The sequence below is a fragment of the Flavobacterium sp. 9R genome, assembly GCF_902506345.1.
Lineage (GTDB): Bacteria > Bacteroidota > Bacteroidia > Flavobacteriales > Flavobacteriaceae > Flavobacterium.
The window spans coordinates 3,358,693-3,379,636 of record NZ_LR733413.1 but is presented as its reverse complement, the minus strand read 5'-3'; the positions used below and the strand labels follow the sequence as shown (position 1 = coordinate 3,379,636).

Annotated in this window: 20 protein-coding genes; 5 read left to right on the top strand and 15 right to left on the bottom strand. The window is 33.7% G+C overall.

Translation table 11 applies throughout. The features are described 5' to 3' along the window. Nucleotides 1-24: 24 nt before the first annotated feature. The 7 genes from murD to FLAVO9AF_RS14865 all read right to left on the bottom strand — a co-directional run bounded on the left by murD (nucleotide 25) and on the right by FLAVO9AF_RS14865 (nucleotide 7,836). Nucleotides 25-1,356 (bottom strand): UDP-N-acetylmuramoyl-L-alanine--D-glutamate ligase, encoded by a 1,332-nt coding sequence (gene murD / locus FLAVO9AF_RS14895; RefSeq protein ID WP_159690648.1) that lies wholly within the window; start codon nucleotides 1,354-1,356, stop codon nucleotides 25-27. Between the two features lies 1 nt (nucleotide 1,357). Further along, on the bottom strand, nucleotides 1,358-2,587 hold the full coding sequence (mraY, locus tag FLAVO9AF_RS14890; protein WP_159690644.1) for a phospho-N-acetylmuramoyl-pentapeptide-transferase: 1,230 nt from the start codon (nucleotides 2,585-2,587) through the stop codon (nucleotides 1,358-1,360). Between the two features lie 81 nt (nucleotides 2,588-2,668). Continuing rightward, a complete protein-coding gene (locus FLAVO9AF_RS14885) occupies nucleotides 2,669-4,132 on the bottom strand; it encodes a UDP-N-acetylmuramoyl-L-alanyl-D-glutamate--2,6-diaminopimelate ligase (RefSeq protein WP_159690641.1) in 1,464 nt (487 codons plus the stop codon). Beyond that, nucleotides 4,129-6,135, bottom strand: a complete 2,007-nt coding sequence (locus tag FLAVO9AF_RS14880; RefSeq protein WP_159690638.1) for a penicillin-binding protein — start codon at nucleotides 6,133-6,135, stop codon at nucleotides 4,129-4,131. Before FLAVO9AF_RS14880 ends, FLAVO9AF_RS14885 begins: the two co-directional genes overlap by 4 nt. After that, a complete protein-coding gene (locus FLAVO9AF_RS14875; protein WP_159690633.1) occupies nucleotides 6,126-6,473 on the bottom strand; it encodes an FtsL-like putative cell division protein in 348 nt (115 codons plus the stop codon). The genes FLAVO9AF_RS14880 and FLAVO9AF_RS14875 overlap by 10 nt, the downstream gene beginning before the upstream one ends. Before the next feature lie 6 nt (nucleotides 6,474-6,479). After that, the gene (gene rsmH / locus FLAVO9AF_RS14870) at nucleotides 6,480-7,388 is read right to left on the bottom strand and encodes a 16S rRNA (cytosine(1402)-N(4))-methyltransferase RsmH (RefSeq protein ID WP_201296310.1); all 909 of its coding nucleotides are present in this window, start codon (nucleotides 7,386-7,388) and stop codon (nucleotides 6,480-6,482) included. Continuing rightward, nucleotides 7,363-7,836 (bottom strand): division/cell wall cluster transcriptional repressor MraZ, encoded by a 474-nt coding sequence (locus tag FLAVO9AF_RS14865; RefSeq protein ID WP_159690627.1) that lies wholly within the window; start codon nucleotides 7,834-7,836, stop codon nucleotides 7,363-7,365. The genes rsmH and FLAVO9AF_RS14865 overlap by 26 nt, the downstream gene beginning before the upstream one ends. Nucleotides 7,837-8,205: 369 nt before the next feature. Between FLAVO9AF_RS14865 and FLAVO9AF_RS14860 the strand changes: the two genes are divergently transcribed. After that, entirely contained in the window at nucleotides 8,206-8,979 is a 774-nt protein-coding gene (locus tag FLAVO9AF_RS14860) for an alpha/beta fold hydrolase (protein ID WP_159690622.1), read from the top strand. Between the two features lie 16 nt (nucleotides 8,980-8,995). After that, complete coding sequence (gene yihA / locus FLAVO9AF_RS14855; protein ID WP_159690619.1) at nucleotides 8,996-9,616, top strand: ribosome biogenesis GTP-binding protein YihA/YsxC; 621 nt, start codon at nucleotides 8,996-8,998, stop codon at nucleotides 9,614-9,616. Between the two features lie 64 nt (nucleotides 9,617-9,680). Here yihA and gldC read toward each other — a convergent pair whose 3' ends face one another. Further along, nucleotides 9,681-10,016, bottom strand: coding sequence for a gliding motility protein GldC (gldC, locus tag FLAVO9AF_RS14850; RefSeq protein ID WP_159690616.1), 336 nt, complete (start codon nucleotides 10,014-10,016; stop codon nucleotides 9,681-9,683). After that, nucleotides 10,016-10,972: a gliding motility lipoprotein GldB gene (gene gldB / locus FLAVO9AF_RS14845; RefSeq protein ID WP_159690614.1), complete on the bottom strand. Its 957-nt coding sequence runs from the start codon at nucleotides 10,970-10,972 to the stop codon at nucleotides 10,016-10,018. Before gldB ends, gldC begins: the two co-directional genes overlap by 1 nt. 184 nt (nucleotides 10,973-11,156) lie before the next feature. On the opposite strand from gldB, the gene nadE reads away from it, so the two are divergent. Beyond that, the gene (gene nadE, locus FLAVO9AF_RS14840; protein WP_159690611.1) at nucleotides 11,157-11,957 is read left to right on the top strand and encodes an NAD(+) synthase; all 801 of its coding nucleotides are present in this window, start codon (nucleotides 11,157-11,159) and stop codon (nucleotides 11,955-11,957) included. An 88-nt stretch (nucleotides 11,958-12,045) separates the two neighbouring features. Beyond that, complete coding sequence (locus tag FLAVO9AF_RS14835; RefSeq protein ID WP_159690608.1) at nucleotides 12,046-12,675, top strand: response regulator transcription factor; 630 nt, start codon at nucleotides 12,046-12,048, stop codon at nucleotides 12,673-12,675. A gap of 67 nt (nucleotides 12,676-12,742) precedes the next feature. Here FLAVO9AF_RS14835 and dnaG read toward each other — a convergent pair whose 3' ends face one another. The 6 genes from dnaG to rlmN all read right to left on the bottom strand — a co-directional run bounded on the left by dnaG (nucleotide 12,743) and on the right by rlmN (nucleotide 19,932). Further along, nucleotides 12,743-14,719: a DNA primase gene (gene dnaG / locus FLAVO9AF_RS14830; RefSeq protein ID WP_159690606.1), complete on the bottom strand. Its 1,977-nt coding sequence runs from the start codon at nucleotides 14,717-14,719 to the stop codon at nucleotides 12,743-12,745. A gap of 653 nt (nucleotides 14,720-15,372) precedes the next feature. Next, entirely contained in the window at nucleotides 15,373-16,416 is a 1,044-nt protein-coding gene (locus FLAVO9AF_RS14825; RefSeq protein ID WP_159690603.1) for a hypothetical protein, read from the bottom strand. 42 nt (nucleotides 16,417-16,458) lie between these two features. Further along, nucleotides 16,459-17,127: a hypothetical protein gene (locus FLAVO9AF_RS14820; RefSeq protein ID WP_159690599.1), complete on the bottom strand. Its 669-nt coding sequence runs from the start codon at nucleotides 17,125-17,127 to the stop codon at nucleotides 16,459-16,461. After that, nucleotides 17,114-17,674: an RNA polymerase sigma factor gene (locus tag FLAVO9AF_RS14815; protein WP_159690595.1), complete on the bottom strand. Its 561-nt coding sequence runs from the start codon at nucleotides 17,672-17,674 to the stop codon at nucleotides 17,114-17,116. The genes FLAVO9AF_RS14820 and FLAVO9AF_RS14815 overlap by 14 nt, the downstream gene beginning before the upstream one ends. 156 nt (nucleotides 17,675-17,830) lie before the next feature. Next, on the bottom strand, nucleotides 17,831-18,808 hold the full coding sequence (locus tag FLAVO9AF_RS14810; protein ID WP_159690592.1) for a polyprenyl synthetase family protein: 978 nt from the start codon (nucleotides 18,806-18,808) through the stop codon (nucleotides 17,831-17,833). Between the two features lie 80 nt (nucleotides 18,809-18,888). Continuing rightward, a complete protein-coding gene (gene rlmN / locus FLAVO9AF_RS14805; RefSeq protein ID WP_159690587.1) occupies nucleotides 18,889-19,932 on the bottom strand; it encodes a 23S rRNA (adenine(2503)-C(2))-methyltransferase RlmN in 1,044 nt (347 codons plus the stop codon). 444 nt (nucleotides 19,933-20,376) lie between these two features. Here rlmN and FLAVO9AF_RS14800 point away from each other — a divergent pair, with 444 nt between their 5' ends. Then, entirely contained in the window at nucleotides 20,377-20,943 is a 567-nt protein-coding gene (locus FLAVO9AF_RS14800) for a YceI family protein (RefSeq protein WP_159690584.1), read from the top strand. Nucleotide 20,944: the final 1 nt, after the last annotated feature.

Sequence of the window (20,944 nt, the reverse complement as noted above, 5' to 3'; positions counted from 1 at the left end):
CTATTTTAAACTTATTTATATTATTTACAGATTATAAACTGCTTGTTTGAATTGACGTCCACGATCTTCATAGTTTTCGAATAAATCAAAACTTGCGCAAGCTGGTGACAATAAAACAGCATCCCCTTTTTCAGTATAACGTTGAGCCATTCTTACAGCATCATTCATTGTATTTACTTCAATTAAATCATCAACTACGCTACCAAAGGCAGCAATAATCTTAGAATTATCAATTCCCAAGCAAATAATCGCTTTTACTTTTTCGCGTACCAAAGACATTAATTCATTATAATCATTTCCTTTATCAACACCACCAACTATCCAAACAGTTGGAACATTCATACTATCCAAAGCAAAATAGGTTGCATTAACATTGGTAGCTTTAGAATCATTTATGTATTGCACATTTTGAATTTTTAGCACTTTTTCTAAACGGTGCTCAACGCCTTGAAAATTCGATAAACTCTCACGGATAGTAGCATTTCGAATTTGCATTAATTTTGCTACTGATGTTGCTGCCATTGCGTTCTTCATATTATGTTTTCCTTCTAATGCAATGTATTCGGTCTCCATTGAAAATTCTTCTTGATTCATTTTAACTTCCATATTGTTGTCTTTTAAAAATGCTCCTAAATCCAGTGTTTGAGAAATAGAAAAAGGTATTAATTGTGCTTTTGTTGTATTGTGTTTTAACCATTCTTGAGTTGCTTCGTCATCAGCATCATAAATCAAATAATCTGAGGCTGTTTGGTTCATTGTAATCCTAAATTTCGAAGCAATATAATTTTCGTATTTGTATTCATATCGATCCAAATGATCTGGGCTAATATTGGTTAAAATGGCGATATGTGGCTTATAATTGATAATTCCATCCAATTGAAAACTACTTAACTCTAAAACATACACATCATAATTATGCTCTGCCACTTGCCACGCAAAACTCTTTCCAATATTTCCTCCCAAGGCTACATTCAAACCTGCATTCTTTAACAAATGATAGGTAAGCATAGTAGTAGTAGTTTTTCCATTACTACCTGTAATCCCTATAGTTATTGCATTTGTAAAAGGAGCGGTAAACTCAATTTCTGAAATAACGGATATTCCTTTCTCAACTAATTTCTTCACAATTGGCGCTTTGTCAGGAATACCAGGGCTTTTCATAACCACTGTAGCATTTAGAATTAACGCGTCTGTATGCTGCTCTTCTTCCCAAGGAATTCCATACTTATCAAGAACGTCTTTATAGCTTTGCTTTATTTTTCCAAAATCAGAAACAAATACTTCATAGCCTTGCTTTTGTCCTAAAATAGCGGTTCCAACTCCACTTTCGCCTCCACCTAAAACAACTAATCTCATCTTATCTTAATTTTAGTGTTACGATAGATAAAATAGCCAACATAATTGCTACAATCCAAAAACGAGTTACTATTTTGCTCTCGTGATAGCCTTTCTTTTGATAATGGTGATGCAAAGGCGACATTAAAAATATTCGTCTTCCCTCACCAAATCGTTTTTTGGTATACTTAAAATAACTTACTTGTAACACCACCGAAAAGTTTTCTACTAAGAAAATCCCACAAAGAAGCGGAATCAACATTTCTTTTCTTACCGCAATGGCCAAAACCGCAATAATCCCTCCAATAGTTAAACTTCCGGTATCGCCCATAAACACAGATGCAGGATAGGAATTGTACCAAAGAAAACCAATTAGCGCCCCTACAAACGAGAAAATAAATACCGTCATTTCTCCAGAATGGGGGATATACATAATATTGAGATAGTTTGAGAAAATAATATTTCCTGAAACGAATGTGAATATACCGAGGGCAAAAACAGACACTGCCGATGTTCCTGCGGCTAAGCCATCGATTCCATCAGTTAAATTAGCTCCATTAGATACTGCGGTAATAATAAAAATCACAACTGGGATAAAGATTAACCAAGCCCATTTTTCATAACCGTCTCCAGTCCAAGCTAACAATTCGGCATAATCAAATTCGTTATTTTTGAAAAAAGGAATGGTAGTAGCAGTAGACTTTTCCTCAATTGGCGCAGGAAGAATAACTGTTTGAGTAGCTGATTTAAAAACATCAATTTTACCTGTATCAGTTCTTACAGTAACTGCTGGACTAAAATAAAGCACTGAACCTACTATTAAGCCCAAACCAACTTGACCAAATACTTTAAAAATACCTTTTAAACCTTGTTTATCTTTTTTGAAAATTTTGATATAATCATCCACAAAACCAATAGTTCCCATCCAAAGAGTAGTTACAATTAGCAAAACGATATAGATGTTTTGAAGTCTTGCAAACAAAAGTACAGGGACTAAAGTTGCAAAAATAATGATGAGTCCTCCCATAGTAGGTGTACCCGCTTTTTCGTTTTGCCCCGCTAATCCTAGTTCACGCACAGTTTCTCCTACTTGTTGTCTACGCAAAAAACCAATAATTCGTTTACCGTAAATAGTTGAAAGCAACAATGACAACATAAAAGCCAATGCCGATCTAAAAGTGATGTACTGAAAAACCCCTGTTCCTGGCACATCCAAAGTTTTGTTTAAATATTCAAATAAGTAGTACAGCATATTTTTCTATTTTAAAAATTTAAATTCAAATTCTAAAATTCTGCTTAAATAATGGTTTAAGGAATTTAGATTTGATCTTTGTTATTTTCCTAATTGTTCTAATGTTTCTTTTACTATTTTCATATCATCAAAGTCCTGACGAACTCCTTTGATTTCTTGATAGGTTTCATGTCCTTTTCCAGCAATTAAAATAATATCATTGGGTTGCGCCAACTGACAAGCCGCTTTTATGGCCTGTTTTCTATCTGTAATTACTAAAACTTTTTTAAAGTTTTGTGGAGCTACACCAGTCTCCATTTCTTCAATTATAGTTTCTGGTTCTTCATCACGAGGATTATCCGAAGTTAGAATTGCCTTATCGCTTTTATCAGACGCAATACCTCCCATAATTGGACGCTTGGCTTTATCTCTATTTCCACCGCATCCAACAACCGTAATCAACTGTTCGTTTTGAGTTCGTACATCGTTAATCGTATTCAAAACATTATCTAGGGCATCCGGCGTATGTGCATAATCAACAATAGCAGTTATATTTTGAGCCGAAACAATAAATTGAAATCTACCAGAAACACTTTCTAATTCAGACAACAATCTAAGCACTTCTAGGCTCTCAAGGCCTAATTCTATGGCAGTACCGTAAATGGCTAATAAATTATAGGCGTTAAATGTTCCAATCAATTTGACCCAAACTTCATTATCATTAATCTTTAACAACAAACCCGATAATTGATTTTCGAGAATTATTGCTTTGTAATCTGCATAAGATTTAAGTGCATACGTTCGTTTGGTCGCAGTAGTATTTTGCAGCATAACTGCTCCATTTTTATCATCTCCGTTTGACAAAGCAAATGCTGTTTTTGGCAAAAAGTCAAAAAATGATTTTTTCACATCACGATATTCTGCAAAAGTTGGGTGATAATCCAAATGATCATGCGAAAGATTCGTAAAAACTCCGCCCACAAAATGAAGCCCTTCCGTTCTTTTTTGATGAATTCCATGAGAACTAACCTCCATAAAACAATATTCTACACCAGCCTCATTCATTGCTGCCAAATAGTGGTTTATGGTCAAAGAATCTGGAGTAGTATGCGTTGCTTTAAATTCTTCATCATTAACCAAAATTTTAACTGTAGATATCAAGCCAACCTTAAAACCTGCTTTTTTAAATAATTGATACAGTAATGATGCAATTGTTGTTTTACCATTTGTTCCAGTTATTCCAACTAATTTTAATTTTTGAGAAGGATTGTCATAAAAATTAGCCGCCATAAATGCCAAAGCAGCGTTAGTATCTTTTACTAAAACATAGGTAACATTTTTTTGCAATTCTGAAGGAAACACATCACAAACAATTGTAGTAGCCCCTAAAGCAATTGCTTTATCAATGAAGTTATGCCCGTCTGAAACCGCACCTCTTATTGCAACAAAAACATCATTAACTTCTATTTTTCTAGAATCAAAATGCAAATGATTGACAGCATTATCAGTAGACCCGTTTAATGCTTCTATTGCTACTTTATACAGTATGTCTTTTAGTATTTTCATGACAATTCTAATATTATAGTTGCATTTTTATTTATATTCTCACCTGCTTGAAGTGATTGTTTCTTTACTTTTCCAATACCGATTGCTTTCACCTTTAGCCCTAAATTCTCAAGTAATGCAACAGCATCCATACCCGCCATTCCTCTTACATTAGGAATCGCTTTGAATTTCTTTTGAGCTTTTGCATAATAAGAATTATAATTGCCCTCTTGCTTTTGAATTTTTCTATTCAAATTTTTAATCTCATTGGTTGTTGGCGAGTCGGTAAATATCTTTTGAGCGATACGCTTAAAAACTGGACCTGCCACATCAGCTCCGTAATAATTATTATTGGTTGTATTGGGTTTGTGAACCACTACAATACAAGAATATTTTGGATGATCTGCTGGAAAATACCCTACGAATGAAGACGCATAGTATTTTTCGGCACCGCCAGATTTTGCATAATTAACTTGAGCCGTACCTGTTTTTCCTGCCATAGAAAAATCTTTGGAATACAACTTAGAACCTGTACCTTTTTTGACCACATTTTCCAAAACTGCCTTGAGTTTTTTTATAGTCTCTTGCGAGCAAATTCTAGGATTCAAAACCACTTTATCATATTTTTTGATGGTTTTGTTCCATTCTTTAATTTCGGAAACAAACAATGGTTTTACCATTTCTCCATTATTTGCTACAGCATTATAATAAGATAATGTTTGTAAAGGAGTTACAGAAACGCCATATCCATAGGCCATCCATGGCAGTGATAATTTAGACCAACTTCTATCAGAAGGCTGAGGAATATAAGGCGCGCCTTCTCCATTAAAACCAATCCCTAATTTTCTATTCAAACCATAAGCATTGATATGATTCACAAATTGCGTTGGATTAGACTTGTAATTGTTATATACAGCTTGAACCATTACAGTATTAGATGAAACTTCAAATCCTCTTGCCAAAGAAATTTTACCATAACCTCCTTTGTGTGAATCACGCACAGATTTACCAAAGTATTTTATTTCACCACCTTTGCTATCAAAAACAGCACTTGTATCTACTAATTTATCTTCTAACAAAGCCATTAAATCAACCAATTTAAAAGTTGAACCAGGCTCATGAGACTCTCTAACTGCATAATTCAATCGTTCAGAATACATGCCTGTTTTTTCATTTCTTCCTAGATTAGAAATTGCTTTTACATAGCCTGTTTGTGTTTCCATTACCACCACACAACCATGATCTGCTTGGTATTCTTCTAATTGTTTTAACAAAGCATGATGCGCTATATCTTGAATAAACACATCTATAGTTGAAATAACATCATAGCCATCTTGAGGCTCCACCTGATTGACATCACTAATTGGTTTCCATTGCCCTTTGGCTATTTTTTGTTTTAAAATACGACCATTTTTTCCATTTAGGTATTTACTGTAAGCCCCTTCTACACCAACAGGATTAATATGACCGTTCACATCTCTTCCTATATAACCAATTGTTCTCTCTGCGATTTTACCAATTGGATGCTCACGAACTGTTTCTTGCTCTACAATCATACCTCCTTTGTATGGTCCTAAGTTGAACAATGGAAAACTTTTAATTGCAACATATTCCGTATAGCTCAAATCACGAGCTACCAAAAAGTAGCGGCTTTTATTCACCCTAGCTCTTCTTAACTCTCTTTCAAAAGTATCGGAAGATTTATTCAAAAGTTTACCCAAAGAATCTGCTAATTGCTTAATATTCTTTTCGAAGACTTCCGTTTTTGGTGCAACAGCATCAAAACGAATCTCATAATTAGGTATCGAAGTCGCTAATAAGCTTCCATCAGCCGAATAAATATTTCCTTTATTGGCAGGTATAACAAAATTCTTAACCGTTCTTTCTTTGGCTAACTTTCTATAATAATTACCTTCAACCCACTGAATATTCGTTAACTTCACAGCAATAGCCACAGCCATTATGAAGAGGAAAAATGCCACTAGATAAATACGATACGATATGTTTTTATCTTCTACTGCCATAATTTTTCGAATATATTCGGGTCTTCTTCTTTTTTAACTTTAATTTTTACTGGAGGTACTGTTGATGGAAAAATTTGTTTCGTTTCCATTTTTTTGGATACGGTCGACTCCATTTTCAACTTCATCAATTCAGATCTTTTATCTACAAATTCAGATCGAAGCTCTTTTACTTGATTATTCAATTCATTTATTTCAAAAACCTTTTGCTCAAAACGTTGTGTATTGGCAATCATTAAAATCACAAGTACTACCAAAAAAACTATAAAACGCCAATTTTTAATCGCGTCATCATGAATCAAATATTTAGCTTTTAATATGGCATAAACTCCTTGTTTCATAATTCTTTATTTCTTTTCTGCAATACGCAATTTTGCACTTCGTGCTCTATTATTACTTTTTATTTCTTCATCAGAGGGAACAACCAACTTACCTATAGTTTTGAAAGGAACAGAAAAGTTTCCAAAAAAATCACGTTCAGGTTCCCCTTCAAACATGCCATTCTTGATAAATCTTTTTACTAATCTATCCTCAAGTGAATGATAAGAAATTACACTTAATCTTCCTTCTGGATTTAAAATCTCTAATGATTGTTCCAAAAACTCTTTTAAAACATCCATTTCTTGATTTACCTCAATACGAATGGCTTGGTATATTTGAGCTAATACTTTATTACGAACTTTCTCTGGTAAGTATTTAGCCAAAATCAACTTCAATTCATCTGTTGTTTTAATAGGATGCTTTTCTCTCGCTTCTATAATAGTTCTAGACAAAGCAGGAGCATTTTTTAATTCTCCATAGTCCCAAAAAACTCTTCTCAAATTCGCATCATCATATTCATTGACTACTCTATAGGCGCTCAAATCATTTTTTTGACTCATACGCATGTCTAATTCTGCATCAAAACGAGTAGAAAAACCTCTTTCAGCCACATCAAACTGATGAGATGAAACACCTAAATCTGCCAAAATTCCATCAACCCCTTTTACTCCATAAAAACGTAAGAAGCGTTTGATAAACCTGAAATTTTCATTAATTAAAGTAAAGCGCTCATCAGGCAAGGCATTTGCCAAAGCATCTTCATCTTGATCAAAAGCAAACAATTTCCCATCAGGTCCCAATCTTCTAAGAATTTCTGCTGAGTGTCCTCCTCCACCAAATGTCACATCTACATACACTCCGTCTGGTTTGATATTCAAACCATCTACCGTTTCTTTTAACAATACAGGATTATGATATTCCATTGTCGCTATTATTTATATTTCCCATTACTTCCTCTGCCAAATCGGCAAAATCAAGATCCTCTCCACTTATAGATTTTTCATACAAGTCTTTATCCCAGATTTCAACAATTGTTACCGCAGAAGAAAAGACAACATCTTTGGCTATACTTGCAAAACCAACCAAGTCTTTCGGAATCAACATTCTACCCAATGCATCAATTTCTACCACTTTAACACCTGCAGTAAAACGACGGATAAAGTCATTATTTTTTTTCACAAACCGATTCAATCCGTTCACCTTTTGCATCATCACATTCCACTCCTTCATAGGATACAATTCTAGACAAGGTTGGAACACGGAGCGCTTCAAAACGAAACCGTCTTGAAGAGAAGTAGCCAACTGCTTTTTCAAAGGAGAAGGCAACATTACCCTTCCTTTAGCATCTACTTTACACTCATATGTACCAATAATTGCGTCCACAAAATTTGCATTAGATTGTATTAAGCAAAAATATATAAATTTTTACCACAATTTACCACTTTATACCACTTTGTTGATAAGTTTACCCACTCTTAACCAAAAAGCTTTAATTTATAGTCTATCAGACAGTTAGCAAATATTTTTTTTTATTAAGATAAAGTTGATATCTATATTAAAATTAAAAATAATTCTTACAAAAAAAATTTTGCTTTTTTATGCCTAATCTTACTTTTTGCAAAATGAAAATCACTCATTTTAAAACGAATAAACCCATGAAAAAGAATAAAATCAGTAAAAAGCAACCCTAACAATTTATTTTAATTTAATAAATCCTATATTTGTCGAAATTGAAACCGAGTCACATATTACATGGAAAAATACTATAAAATAGAAGGTAAGTATAGCTATTATGAAGCTGGAGAAGGAACCCCAATCGTAATTCTTCACGGACTTATGGGAGGATTAAGTAACTTTGATGCTGTAGCAAGTTATTTTTCTGAAAGAGGGTACAAAATTATTATTCCAGATCTACCTATCTATACGCAAAACATTTTAAAGACTAACGTTAAAAGCTTTGCAGTTTATGTGAAAAACTTTATCACTTATAAAGGACTGGATCGTGTTATCCTTTTGGGCAACTCGTTGGGAGGTCACATCGCATTATACCACACAAAAATGTATCCAGAAAAAGTTGCTGGGCTAGTTATTACAGGTAGCTCTGGACTTTATGAAAGTGCGATGGGCGATAGCTATCCTAAAAGAGGCGACTATGAATACATCAAGAAAAAAGCTGAAGATGTTTTTTATGACCCAAAAATTGCTACACCAGAACTAATCGATGAAGTTTTTGCAACCGTAAACGATCGAATCAAATTAATCAAAACGCTAACGATTGCAAAAAGTGCAATTAGACACAATATGGCTAAAGATTTGCCAAAAATGCATGTACAAACTTGTATTATTTGGGGAAAAAATGACAAAGTAACTCCTCCGGATGTTGCAGAAGAATTTCATAAACTAATGCCAAACTCAAGTTTGTATTGGATTGACAAATGCGGACACGCCGCAATGATGGAACATCCAGACGAATTCAACAGAGTTTTAGAAGATTGGTTAACTCATACTCACTTAGCTGCACATTAATCAAAACGATTAGAAAATGAAAATCAATACTGCCGAATTTGTTATTAGCAATTCTGATGTAAGCAAATGTCCCAAGGACTTCTTGCCCGAGTATGCTTTTATTGGTCGTTCTAATGTAGGTAAATCTTCATTGATCAATATGCTGACCAATCATAAGAAATTAGCAAAAACATCTGCAAGACCAGGAAAAACGCAGTTAATCAATCATTTTTTAATCAATAGCAATTGGTTTTTAGTTGATTTACCTGGTTACGGATATGCCAAAGTTTCAAAAAAAACCAAATCAATATTCCAAGAGTTTATCACAGACTATTTTGAATCTAGAGAACAATTAGTATGTGCTTTTGTACTGATTGATATTCGCCACGAAGCACAAACTATAGATATTGAATTCATGTCTTATATGGGAGAAAGCGAAATCCCTTTTTGCATTATTTTTACTAAAGCAGACAAAATCAGTAAGGTAAAAATTGACTCACATATAGCTGCATACAAAAAGAAAATGCTAGCTAACAATTGGGCTGAAATGCCTCATTATTTTGTTACTTCTTCTACAGAGTCTACCGGAAAAGAAGAATTGTTGAACTACATAGACGAGGTTAACCAAGAAGTCTTTAAAAACAACAATTCATTTTAAATACAAAATCCAAATCCCAATTATAATTCTTGGAATTTGGATTTTTTTTTGAGATTAAAGCAACCTATTTTTTCAATTCAAGCTTTTCGGCAAAATAATCACAAAAATCCATCATTGTATCTGCCATTTTTTCGTCATTAGTAGCTCTTTTAAATGTTTCTGACATAGCCACTAGCGTTTGATGGAAAAAAATTTTCATTTCATCTACAGGCATATCTTTCGTCCACAAATCAATTCTCATACTTTCTTTGTGATTGCTATCCCAAATAGAAAGCATAATCGCTTTAGCTTCTTCTGCTGTCACGCCACCATCTTCTGCAGACCAAAATAGTTTTTCTGGCACTCTATTTTCATCTAATTCAACTTGAAACTTAATTTCTGAGGTATGTATGTTTGACATTATTTCTTAGGTTTATATTTTGACTGTTCAAAAATTTCTTTTGCTTTTTTATTCATTAATTCGTTGATAGTAACATCATTATTCTTCATATATGACCTTACTATTTGCCAACCAATCCAGGCACCTACTTGTCCTGGCGAATCATTATCTATCTCTAAATAAAATTTAGAAAATGGAGCTGGACTCAAAAATCTAGGAATTAATTTAGCGTCTACACTATATAGCATTTCTTTATCAATAAAGTAACGCCAAATATAACCCTCGTTTTCAGTACACCATTTAATTTGCTCAGGAGTATATCCTATTCTAGCGGCATCAGTATATTCCGGCAACAACAATTCTTTTAGATACAATTCTTTTCCCAAGTAAATCATTTGAGATAAGAATGTCTTATCCGTATCTGGAACCATTTTTGCTTGAAGAAAACTTGAAGCAATATCTGGAACGATTTGAGTTGGTTCAAAATTTTGTTTGATGTATTCAGGAAATTGATAAAATTTATGATTTTTACCTAAATACAGCTCTAAAGACACAATTACCAAACTATCCGCGTAAATCGTTTTGGTATTATAATCCATTTCAGAGATTAAAGTAACAACCTTTGGCGTTTTAGTTTTAGGAAAATAAAACTTAATATGCTTAAATAACGTTTCTATTTCTTGATTAATAGTTGAAAAATCAGCATACTTTTTTTGCACTTCTCCATACAATTCTCTCCATTGAGGATGCTGCATTTTTTCAATCCAAATTGCATCATCCGTTCCTGCAGGAAAAAAATAAGGGTATTTTTGTTTTAACTGATTTAAGTCCTCAGGCTTAGTTTCAAAAAAAGCTTTATCAAATCTATCAACTTTGATTTCAACTGGAATTTCTTCTACAGCTTTTTCAATCTTATTTTTCTTTTCGCATGAAAGCAAAAAGAAGCAAATGGCAAGTGGTAAAAGATAGATTTTCATGAGTTATAAATTATTTGAGACATTCAATGCTTTAATCACGTTACTTCCCTTCTAGTTTATGGTTCGGAACTATGGCGATTTAATATTTATTATTTAATTTAGCTTTTAAATATTTTCGGAATAAATTCCCTTTTTGAAAAGATTTTGCAAATATACATTCCTGCTTTTTAAAACGTAAACTATTATGATTAAAAAAACAACCTTATCACCAGAAAAAGTAAATACTCAAATTATAAAATGGCTCGCCGATTATGCCAAAAATGCTAAATCTAATGGATTTGTGATTGGTATTTCTGGAGGTGTGGACTCTGCTGTAACCTCAACACTTTGTGCACAAACAGGTATGGAAGTACTTTGCATAGAAATGCCAATTCATCAAGCTCCATCGCATGTTAGTCGAGCACAAGAGCATATCAAACAACTAAAAGAACGTTTCCCAAACGTAAAAAGTGCTGCTTCTGATTTGACTTCTGTATTTGAAGCATTCAAAAAAGTAGTACCAGAGCACGAAGATACCGCTAAAATGAACTTGTCTTTAGCCAACACAAGAGCGCGTTTAAGAATGAGCACTTTGTATTACTATGCAGGTATTCATGGACTACTAGTTGCTGGAACAGGAAATAAGGTAGAAGATTTTGGTGTGGGTTTTTATACTAAATATGGTGATGGCGGAGTAGACCTAAGTCCAATTGCAGATTTATTAAAATCAGATGTATACGCATTAGGAGAATATTTGAAAGTTCCAAATTCAATTCTTATTGCAGCTCCTACAGATGGTCTTTTTGGAGATGACCGTTCAGACGAGGACCAACTTGGTGCAAGTTATGACGAATTGGAATGGGCTATGTTGCAAGACGAAATTGGGAAAACGATTTCGGACTTTGAGGGTAGAGAAAAGGACGTTTTTACCACCTACAAACGACTAAATAATGCTAACCAACACAAAATGAACCCAATACCAGTCTGTATTATTGATAAAAATTAAAAAAAATTAACATTCCTGGTATTTATTGTATTTTTTTTACTACATTTATGCTATCATTTTGATAGACAACTCTTAAAAAATAAATACCATGATTAAAGTTTGTTTAGCAGATAACTATCCTGTAACCCATTTTGGAGTTAAATCGTACTTTAAAGACCACGATGAAATCTCTATTGTAGCCAATGTTGGTAATTTTTCGATGGTTCGAGACATCCTCCAAAACAAGGAAATCGATGTATTGGTAATCGACTTAGAACTAGAGGGATTGGCGAGTATTTTTGAAATTAAGGCGATGTTGAAAAACTTCCCTAAAACGAAGATTATTATTTTTAGTAGTCTTTCGGAACAAATTTATGCTCCCAATGCAATTAAAGCAGGAGTTTCTGGCTATGTTCACAAATCCGAGAAACTAGAAACATTAGGTCAATCTATTGTAAAAGTGCATCAAGGCAAAATTATTGTGAACGAAAATGTTCGTAAAAATATGGCTTTGATAGCCAAACAAAGTAAAAGCGAACGTTTGTATCGTAAATTATCTAACCGAGAAATTGAAGTCTTGCGCTATTTGAGCGATGGTAAGAAAAACCACGAAATAGCTGACATTCTTTCTCTAAACGAAAAAACAATTAGTACTTACAAATTGCGTTTATTAACCAAATTAAATGTAACCAATTTGGTTGACTTGGTTAACAAAGCTAAAACATTAGAAATCGTTTAATTCGATTTTTGATTTACTAATTTTCGCAAAAAATAAAAAAGGAAGTCTATTTTAGACTTCCTTTTTTTTATATGTAAGTAGAACGAATTCGACCAATTGCTCCCGTCAAATTGACTTTGAGCTTATTATAATCATTAATCATTACTTTCAACTCTTCTACATCTGCTTCAGGGTTTGAAGTGAATTCGTTCATTAAATCCATAATTAGTTTATTGATTAGGTATTCGCGAATGGATATAATAGTTTCCGAAGTATGTTGACTTACTGTTTCTGTTTTTTGTTTCACAAAAATGTTTTGCCCTTCCCAATTATGAAGCACGATTTGTTCTTCTTCCATCAAAATATCCGTAACTTCTTGTGCAAACTCAGGTTTTAAATTTTTTAGATAATTATCAATTCCTTCTGTTTCATTTTGAAGATAATATGAAATCAAATCATTAAAAATAGCCCTAAAATGGGGATGCGCAAGCTCTACCTCATCTTCTTGTAAACTCAAATAGATTCTCTGAAAAACTTTGTACTCCTTTTTTTCAACTACGTGAACAATCTCCCCATCTGGATTCGCTTTTAAAAGTACATCTTCAAAAACTTCATCTTTATTTCCGTAGAGCAATAAAATTTCGATTATCTTTCTTTCTAAACGATATAAAACATCAACTTTCTCTGTTTGAACGGGATTTTCATTCTTTACAATTTCAAATGCTTTTTGCTCTTGCTTTTGTTTTTTCCCTACTTCGGTAATGTCTTTTTGGACTAATTGTGCCAAAGTACTCACCAAAACCTGCTCAGAAATATCCATAATCCTTGAACATTCTTGCAAATATATTTCTCGTTGAATACGGTCTGGAATCTTAGAAATACTCGTTACCATATCCCGAATCAAATCGGCTTTCTTTATTGGGTCGTTCTTAGCTTCGTTCATTAAAAGAGAAGCTTTGAACTGAATAAAATCCTTTGCGTTATTCTCTAAGTAAGCTACTAAATCATCATAAGATGTCTTTTTAGCAAAACTATCTGGGTCGTCGCCATCAGGAAAAGTACACACTTTTACGTTCATCCCTTCTTCCAAAATCAAATCGATTCCTCGAATGGAAGCACGAAGCCCCGCAGCATCACCATCAAAAAGTACGGTAATGTTTTTGGTCAATCTATTGATTAATCGGATTTGGTCGGGTGTTAAAGCCGTACCTGATGAAGCCACAACATTTTCGATTCCCGCCTGATGAAATTGAATTACGTCGGTATATCCTTCAACCAAATAACAATTATTTTGTTTGGCAATGGCTTGTTTGGCTTGGAAAATTCCGTACAAGACTTTGCTCTTATGATAAATTTCGCTCTCGGGAGAGTTTAAATATTTGGCCGCTTTTTTATCATTGGTTAAGATGCGCCCTCCAAAACCTAAGGTTCTACCCGACATACTTTGGATAGGGAACATCACCCTTCCTTTGAATCTATCAAAAGGACGGTCGTCTTTTGGAATGGTTAAACCCGTACTTTCTAGATATTGTAATTGATATCCTTTCCCAAGTGCTTCTTTCGTTAGAGCGTCCCAAGTTTCTGGAGAATAACCCAGTCCGAATTTTTTTATGATTTCGTTGGTGAAACCTCTTTCTTTGAAATACGAATAGCCTATCGCCTTCCCTTCTTCGGTATTTAATAGTGTGGAATGAAAATAATTTTTCGCAAATTCAGACACCAAAAACATACTTTCTCGAACATCAGTATTGGCTTTTTCAGCATCGGTTTGTTCTGTTTCTTCGATTTCGATATTGTATTTTTTGGCCAAATATCGAATCGCTTCGGGATAGGTAAAATGCTCGTGCTCCATTAAAAAAGCCACTGCATTGCCGCCTTTTCCTGAGCTAAAATCTTTCCAGATTCCTTTGGCTGGTGACACCATAAAAGAAGGAGAACGTTCGTCTGAGAAAGGACTCAAGCCTTTGAAATTGCTCCCAGCGCGTTTTAATTGCACAAAATCGCCAATAACCTCCTCTACACGAGCGGTTTCGAAAACGGTATCTATGGTTGCTTTTGAAATCAATTTATTAAGGAATAAAGTTGGAAAAGGTCAAAGATACAAAGTTAATTTTGGATAATTAAACTTAGCATTATTACGCTATAGATTCGTCTATAAAGGCTTTAGCCACGAATGCACTGATTTAAGACAAATTAGCGTGAAATTTTAACCGCAAGGTTCGCAAAGGAAAAATCGCAAAGTTCGCAAAGTTTTGGCTTTGTGGTTCAATTGAAAAAAGTCTTAGTGAATCTACTAAATAAATGCACGCATTATGGCACGCAGATTTCGCGGATTTTAGTAGATAGGTGGTGCGAAGTGCTTCAAAAAAAATAGTAACTTTCAATTGGCTCCAGCTTTAGCTGGAGTTATGGGGATTGATTTCATTGGCTTTAGCCAAATAAAAGCAGCTGGTTTTGGCTAAAGCCTTTAAAACTTTCAAATTTCATCCCTCCAACTAAAGTTGGAGGCAATTAATATCCAAAAAAATACCTGGATAGTTATAAAATGTAATTTATCATTCACCCGTATTACAAAATTTCTTCCAAGGAAAAAACCTTGCTAATCGTATAGCCCCGACAGAAGGGAAAAACCTCGTGAGCTGGGGTTCAGCTCACGAGGTTTAGGAATGATGGCGGGAACGATGTGGCCTGAAAAAGCCTTATGATTCGCTCCTTATTTTAATTAAAATCGAAACGGATTCCCATTGAAATATTGTTTTGGTCTACTGCATTGCTTGTAAACAATGGATTCAAATCGTATTTTACATACAAACTCGTTTCCTTGTACCCGATGTATGAACTCAAACCATAAATGAAGTTACTGGTGTTGAAATCCGCTTTGTTTTTGGCGTAAATTTTATCACCATTTTCACGATATTCTATCTTTTGTTTGGATTTTAAATTGATTCCTGCGTAACCTCCTAACCCAAAACGAAAGGATTTGTGGGTTCTGAATTGACGCTTGTCATCGTTCATTGTACTTCCAGAAAAATCGAATTCTAAATGCATAGGAACCACTAAATAAACGTTTCTGAAACGGGATTCTTTCAAGTCTTTGGAATACACTTCTAGGTTGGTTTGGTCTCCGTTTACTACAAAAGTGCGGTTATTGGTTGGGCGTAAATTATTGTACATTACGGACATACCGTATTTGAAATGCAATAAATTATTGTCTTTCAAAATCCTAGTATTATAGGTAGTTCCCCACTCATAAAAATGAGAACCCATAAATTTGAAATCTTTGTCTTGTAATTTGCCGTCAACCATAAGGTTGTTCAAACCTGCAGCAAAAACAAATTGACTCGTGGTTCTTTTTTCACCAAATTTCTTTTCTTTCTTTTTATTTCTGAAGTCAAAATCGTCGTCCCAGTGAATCACTAAAGTTCGAGAAGAATCGCTTTCTTTGATTTTTCCGTCTACTTTTAGCTGTACCAATTCATTTAATTGTTCTTGTTCTTTGGCTACTCGGGCTTCGATATTGATGGCTCTGGCTTCGGCGAGGACTTTCTTTTTCTCGTCTGCTTTTTCTTTGGTAATTGTTCCTGCTTGCTGCTGAAGATTTACGGCTTCAATTTCCTCTTTTAGTGCTGCTTTTTCTTCTTTGGTGATTTTTTCAATGCGTGTTGCAATTTCCTTAGCTCTTTTTTCGAAGGATTCTTGCCCTATCATTTTGCTGGCAAAAATACAGAATAGGGCGGCTAGATAAATGGTAAAATTTCTCATGATTACTAGTTTTTAAAAAATTTGATTGATGATTGATTGTTTTTATTCTTGATTGTTTCGGTTGGCCAAAGCCACTTTTACGGTTTGATAATTTTTATTCACTTTAGCAATTACTTTTTCTCTAAAAGAGAGTTCCAATTCTCCATCGACTTGTGATAATAAAGAAGATGGGTCGACTTGTATTTTTTGTTTTTTTTGGATTAGTGTGGGTGCTACTTGAACATTTTCATCTATCGCGGCAATTGCTTGATGTGTTGTGTTGTTTTCGGTAGTAGTACTAATTTGATTGTTGATGGTTGTGATTTGATTGTTGATTGAAAGCTCCTGATGCGTATTTTTTGTGGTTGTAATTTGATTATTGGTAACCTTAGAGACATTCGTTGCTACAGCGGATTTAGGCTGAACACTAACTTCGTTTTTTGATTCAATAAAAGGCTGTGTCGTAACCGAATCTTTATCTTCAGTAGAAGTCACCACGATTTCTTGAGATGGCATTATAACATTACTTTCTTTTGATGTGTTAAAAAAGAGTGTTCCTACCAATAAAAGTCCTGTAACACTAGCTGCAACATACCACCAATTGATTTTTTTCTTTGGCTTTTCTTGGATAGACAACATCGCGTCTAATCGATCCCAAGCTTGAGCTGAGGGAGTAATTTCTCGATTGGAGAGCTTCTCTTTGGCTTGTTGTTCAAAATTATTTCGTTCCATTTTGCTTATTTTTTAAGCAGTTGATCTGCTGTTGTAACATTTTTCTAGCGTGCGATAATTGTGATTTTGAAGTACCTTCAGAAATACCAAGCAATTGAGCAATTTCCTGATGTTTGTATCCTTCTATCGCATATAAATTAAAGACCATTTTATAGCCTTCTGGAAGTGTATCAATTAAGGTTTGAATTTCTTCTACGGAGAACTGATCTCCAATGGCATCAAAACTTTCTTCTACAAAAAACTCGTCTTCGGTATATTTCATTTTTTTATTTACTCTCAAAAAAGAAATACATTCATTGACCATAATTCTACGAATCCAACCTTCGAAACTTCCTTTGTGTTCAAAATTTCTTAGATTCACAAAAACCTTCATAAATGCGGTAATCATTACATCTTCGGCTTGATGAATATCTTTTATATACTGTCTGCAAACTCCTAACATTTTTGAAGAAAATTTAGAATACAACTGTTGTTGCGCCTGCCTATTCTTTTCAATGGCAAGTTGAATCAACTTTTGTTCTTCATGATGTAATGGAATTACTTTCATATAATAAAGCGTGTTGGTCAGCAGTTGTTGTTTTTGTAAAACCGACTTCTATTAGCATAGACGAGGCAAGCAACAAAAAGGTTGCATGTAGTTGTTTTGTTTTTGATAAAAAAATAGAAACACCAATGATTACGGCACTTTACAGACGAAAAAAAATTATTTTTTTCTTTCGATTACATAATTGACCATTAAGGTCAAGGCCGATTTATAATCTGAAGTGGGGAAATTTTCAAGAATAGCTAATGCTTCTTGTTGAAAGTCAATCATTTTTTGTTCGGCATAAGAAAGTCCACCATTGTTAACTACAAAAGCAATGACTTCTTTTACTCGCTTTTTGTCTTTGTTATGGTTTTTGATGGAATTAATTAACCAACTTTTTTCTTTTGTAGTACAGGTATTTAGAATATGGATTAAAGGCAAAGTCATTTTTTGCTCTTTGATATCAATTCCTGTAGGTTTTCCGATGGCTTCTTCAGTATAATCGAACAAATCATCTTTAATTTGAAAAGCCATACCTATAAGTTCTCCAAACTTTCGCATTTGTTCAACTACGACTTCATTATCACTAACAGATCTAGCACCTAAAGCACAGCAAGCCGCAATTAGTGTAGCTGTTTTTTTTCGGATAATTTCGTAATATACCTCTTCTGTAATATCGAGTCTTCTGGCTTTTTCTATTTGCAATAATTCTCCTTCGCTCATTTCGCGAACAGCTACTGATATGATTCGTAACAAATCAAAATCGCCGTGGTCAATGGATAACAATAAACCTTTGGACAACAAATAATCACCAACTAAAACCGCGATTTTATTTTTCCATAAAGCGTTGATGGAGAAAAAACCTCTTCGACGATTGCTATCGTCTACAACATCATCATGTACTAAAGTAGCAGTATGAATCAGCTCAATCACACAAGCACCTCGATAAGTACGCTCTTCTACTGTTCCTCCAGAAATCATCTTTGCAGTAAGAAAAACAAACATCGGACGCATTTGTTTTCCTTTTCTGTTTACTATATAATAAGTAATTCGATTGAGTAAGGCTACTTTTGAAGACATTGATTCATAGAACTTTTTCTCGAAAAGTTCCATTTCATCAAAGATGGGTTGTTTTATTTGTGAGGTGATATTCATTTAGGATTCAAATATAGCATATAAAATAAAAAAAGACATAAATAGTACTAGTTTAAATTTACATGATTATGTTTCAATTGTTACGCTTCTTTATTTGCCAATTGGCCGCAAGCAGCATCAATGTCTTTTCCTCTACTTCTTCTCACTTTGACAACGACGCCAATAGCCTGCAAGCCTTTAATATAAGCGGCTATCGCCTCTTCAGATGCTTGCTGAAACTCACCATCATCAATAGGATTGTATTCTATAAGATTGACTTTACAAGGCACATATTTGCAAAATTTCACCAAGGCATCAATTGACGCTTTATCATCATTGATTCCTTTCCAAACAACGTATTCATAGGACACCTTGCTTTTGGTTTTACGGTACCAATACTCTAGAGATTCTCGTAATTCTTTCAAAGGAAAATTGGCACTAAAAGGCATAATTCTAGCCCGAGTTTCGTCTATTGCAGAATGAAGTGATACTGCTAATTTGAATTTCACCTCATCATCGGCTAATTTCTTAATCATTTTTGGAATACCAGAAGTAGAAACCATTATTCGCTTTGGAGACATTCCTAAACCTTCTGGAGAAGTAATCATTTCTATTGCTTTCAACACATTGTTATAATTCATCAACGGCTCGCCCATTCCCATAAAAACAATATTAGACAAGGGATGATTATAATAGAGTCTACTCTCTTTATCAATAGCAATTACTTGGTCGTAAATTTCTGCTGGTTCTAAATTACGCATTCTTTTTAATCGTGCTGTCGCACAAAAATTACAATCCAAACTACAGCCTACTTGACTTGAAACACAAGCGGTAGTTCTAGTTTCGGTAGGAATTAAAACCGATTCGACGACCAATCCATCATGTAAACGAACGGCGTTTTTGACTGTGCCATCTTCACTGCGTTGCATAGTATCAACTTTGATATGATTAATGACAAAGTGTGCTTCTAAAATAGCTCTCGTAGCTTTAGACACATTTGTCATGTCCTCGAAACTATGCGCTCCTTTGGTCCATAACCATTCATATACTTGATTACCACGAAAAGCTTTGTCGCCATTATTTACAAAAAAGGTGCGCAATTCCTCTTTAGACAAAGCTCTAATATCTTTTTTCTCGATTTCCATGCTGCAAATTTATTCAATTTTTAATGTTTTGAATTCAATTTCACTTATTAATAGAATTTATTCTAGCAAAAGCAAGAAAATGAATTTCAAAAGAAATCGAATGAAAACAACTTTTTTTTGAGAATACAATTAAAATCATAAAAAAAACGACTGATTTTTTGAATAAAAAAAGAAAAAAATGAAACAAACAAAATACGGTAATTCTGATTAATTTAAAGAGTTTTTAGTTCTTATTGAAACTACTTCTAAATAAAAAACCAACGAAATCGATGTAAAAATGTTAAAAAAATCTTAAAATTTATAAGTATGACTTTTATCATATTCCAGTAAGCACATTGTAGCGAAATTTGCTATATAAATAATACAAAAAGGATATCGCTGTAAAAAAACACAATAAATCCTAGTATTATTAAGAATACATCAATAATCTTTAAATATAGAACAATGAAACCAACTACAATTAAAGTCATTTTTTTAACATTTGCTTTAGCTTTGATTAATATCACTGCCTTTGCACAAAAGAGTTACACACTAGATAACAAGACTAATTTTTCAGTTCTTGGGACTTCAACATTACATGACTGGGAAATGACTTCGTCTTCCAAAACAGGTAATGCAAATCTTACCGTAACAGATTCAAAAGTTGTTGAAATCAATTCCATCACTATTGATTTAGCAGTAGAAACTATTAAAAGTGGAAAAAGTGGAATGGATAAAATAGCTTACGAAACACTAAATGTTAAAAAATTCAAAACCATTAAATATGTTTTAAAAACTGCTACAAAAGTTAACGAAACTACATGGAACTTAACAGGAACCTACACCATTGCAGGAGTTAGCAAAGACTTAAAAACTCAAATAAAAGTAGCCGTAGTAAATGGAGTAGTTAACATTCAGGGTTCAAACAAAATCACTTTTGACGAATTTGGAATGAAAGCACCAACTGCCTTATTAGGTACTATCAAAACAGGAAAAGAACTAACAATAAAATTCAATCTTAATTACAAATAAA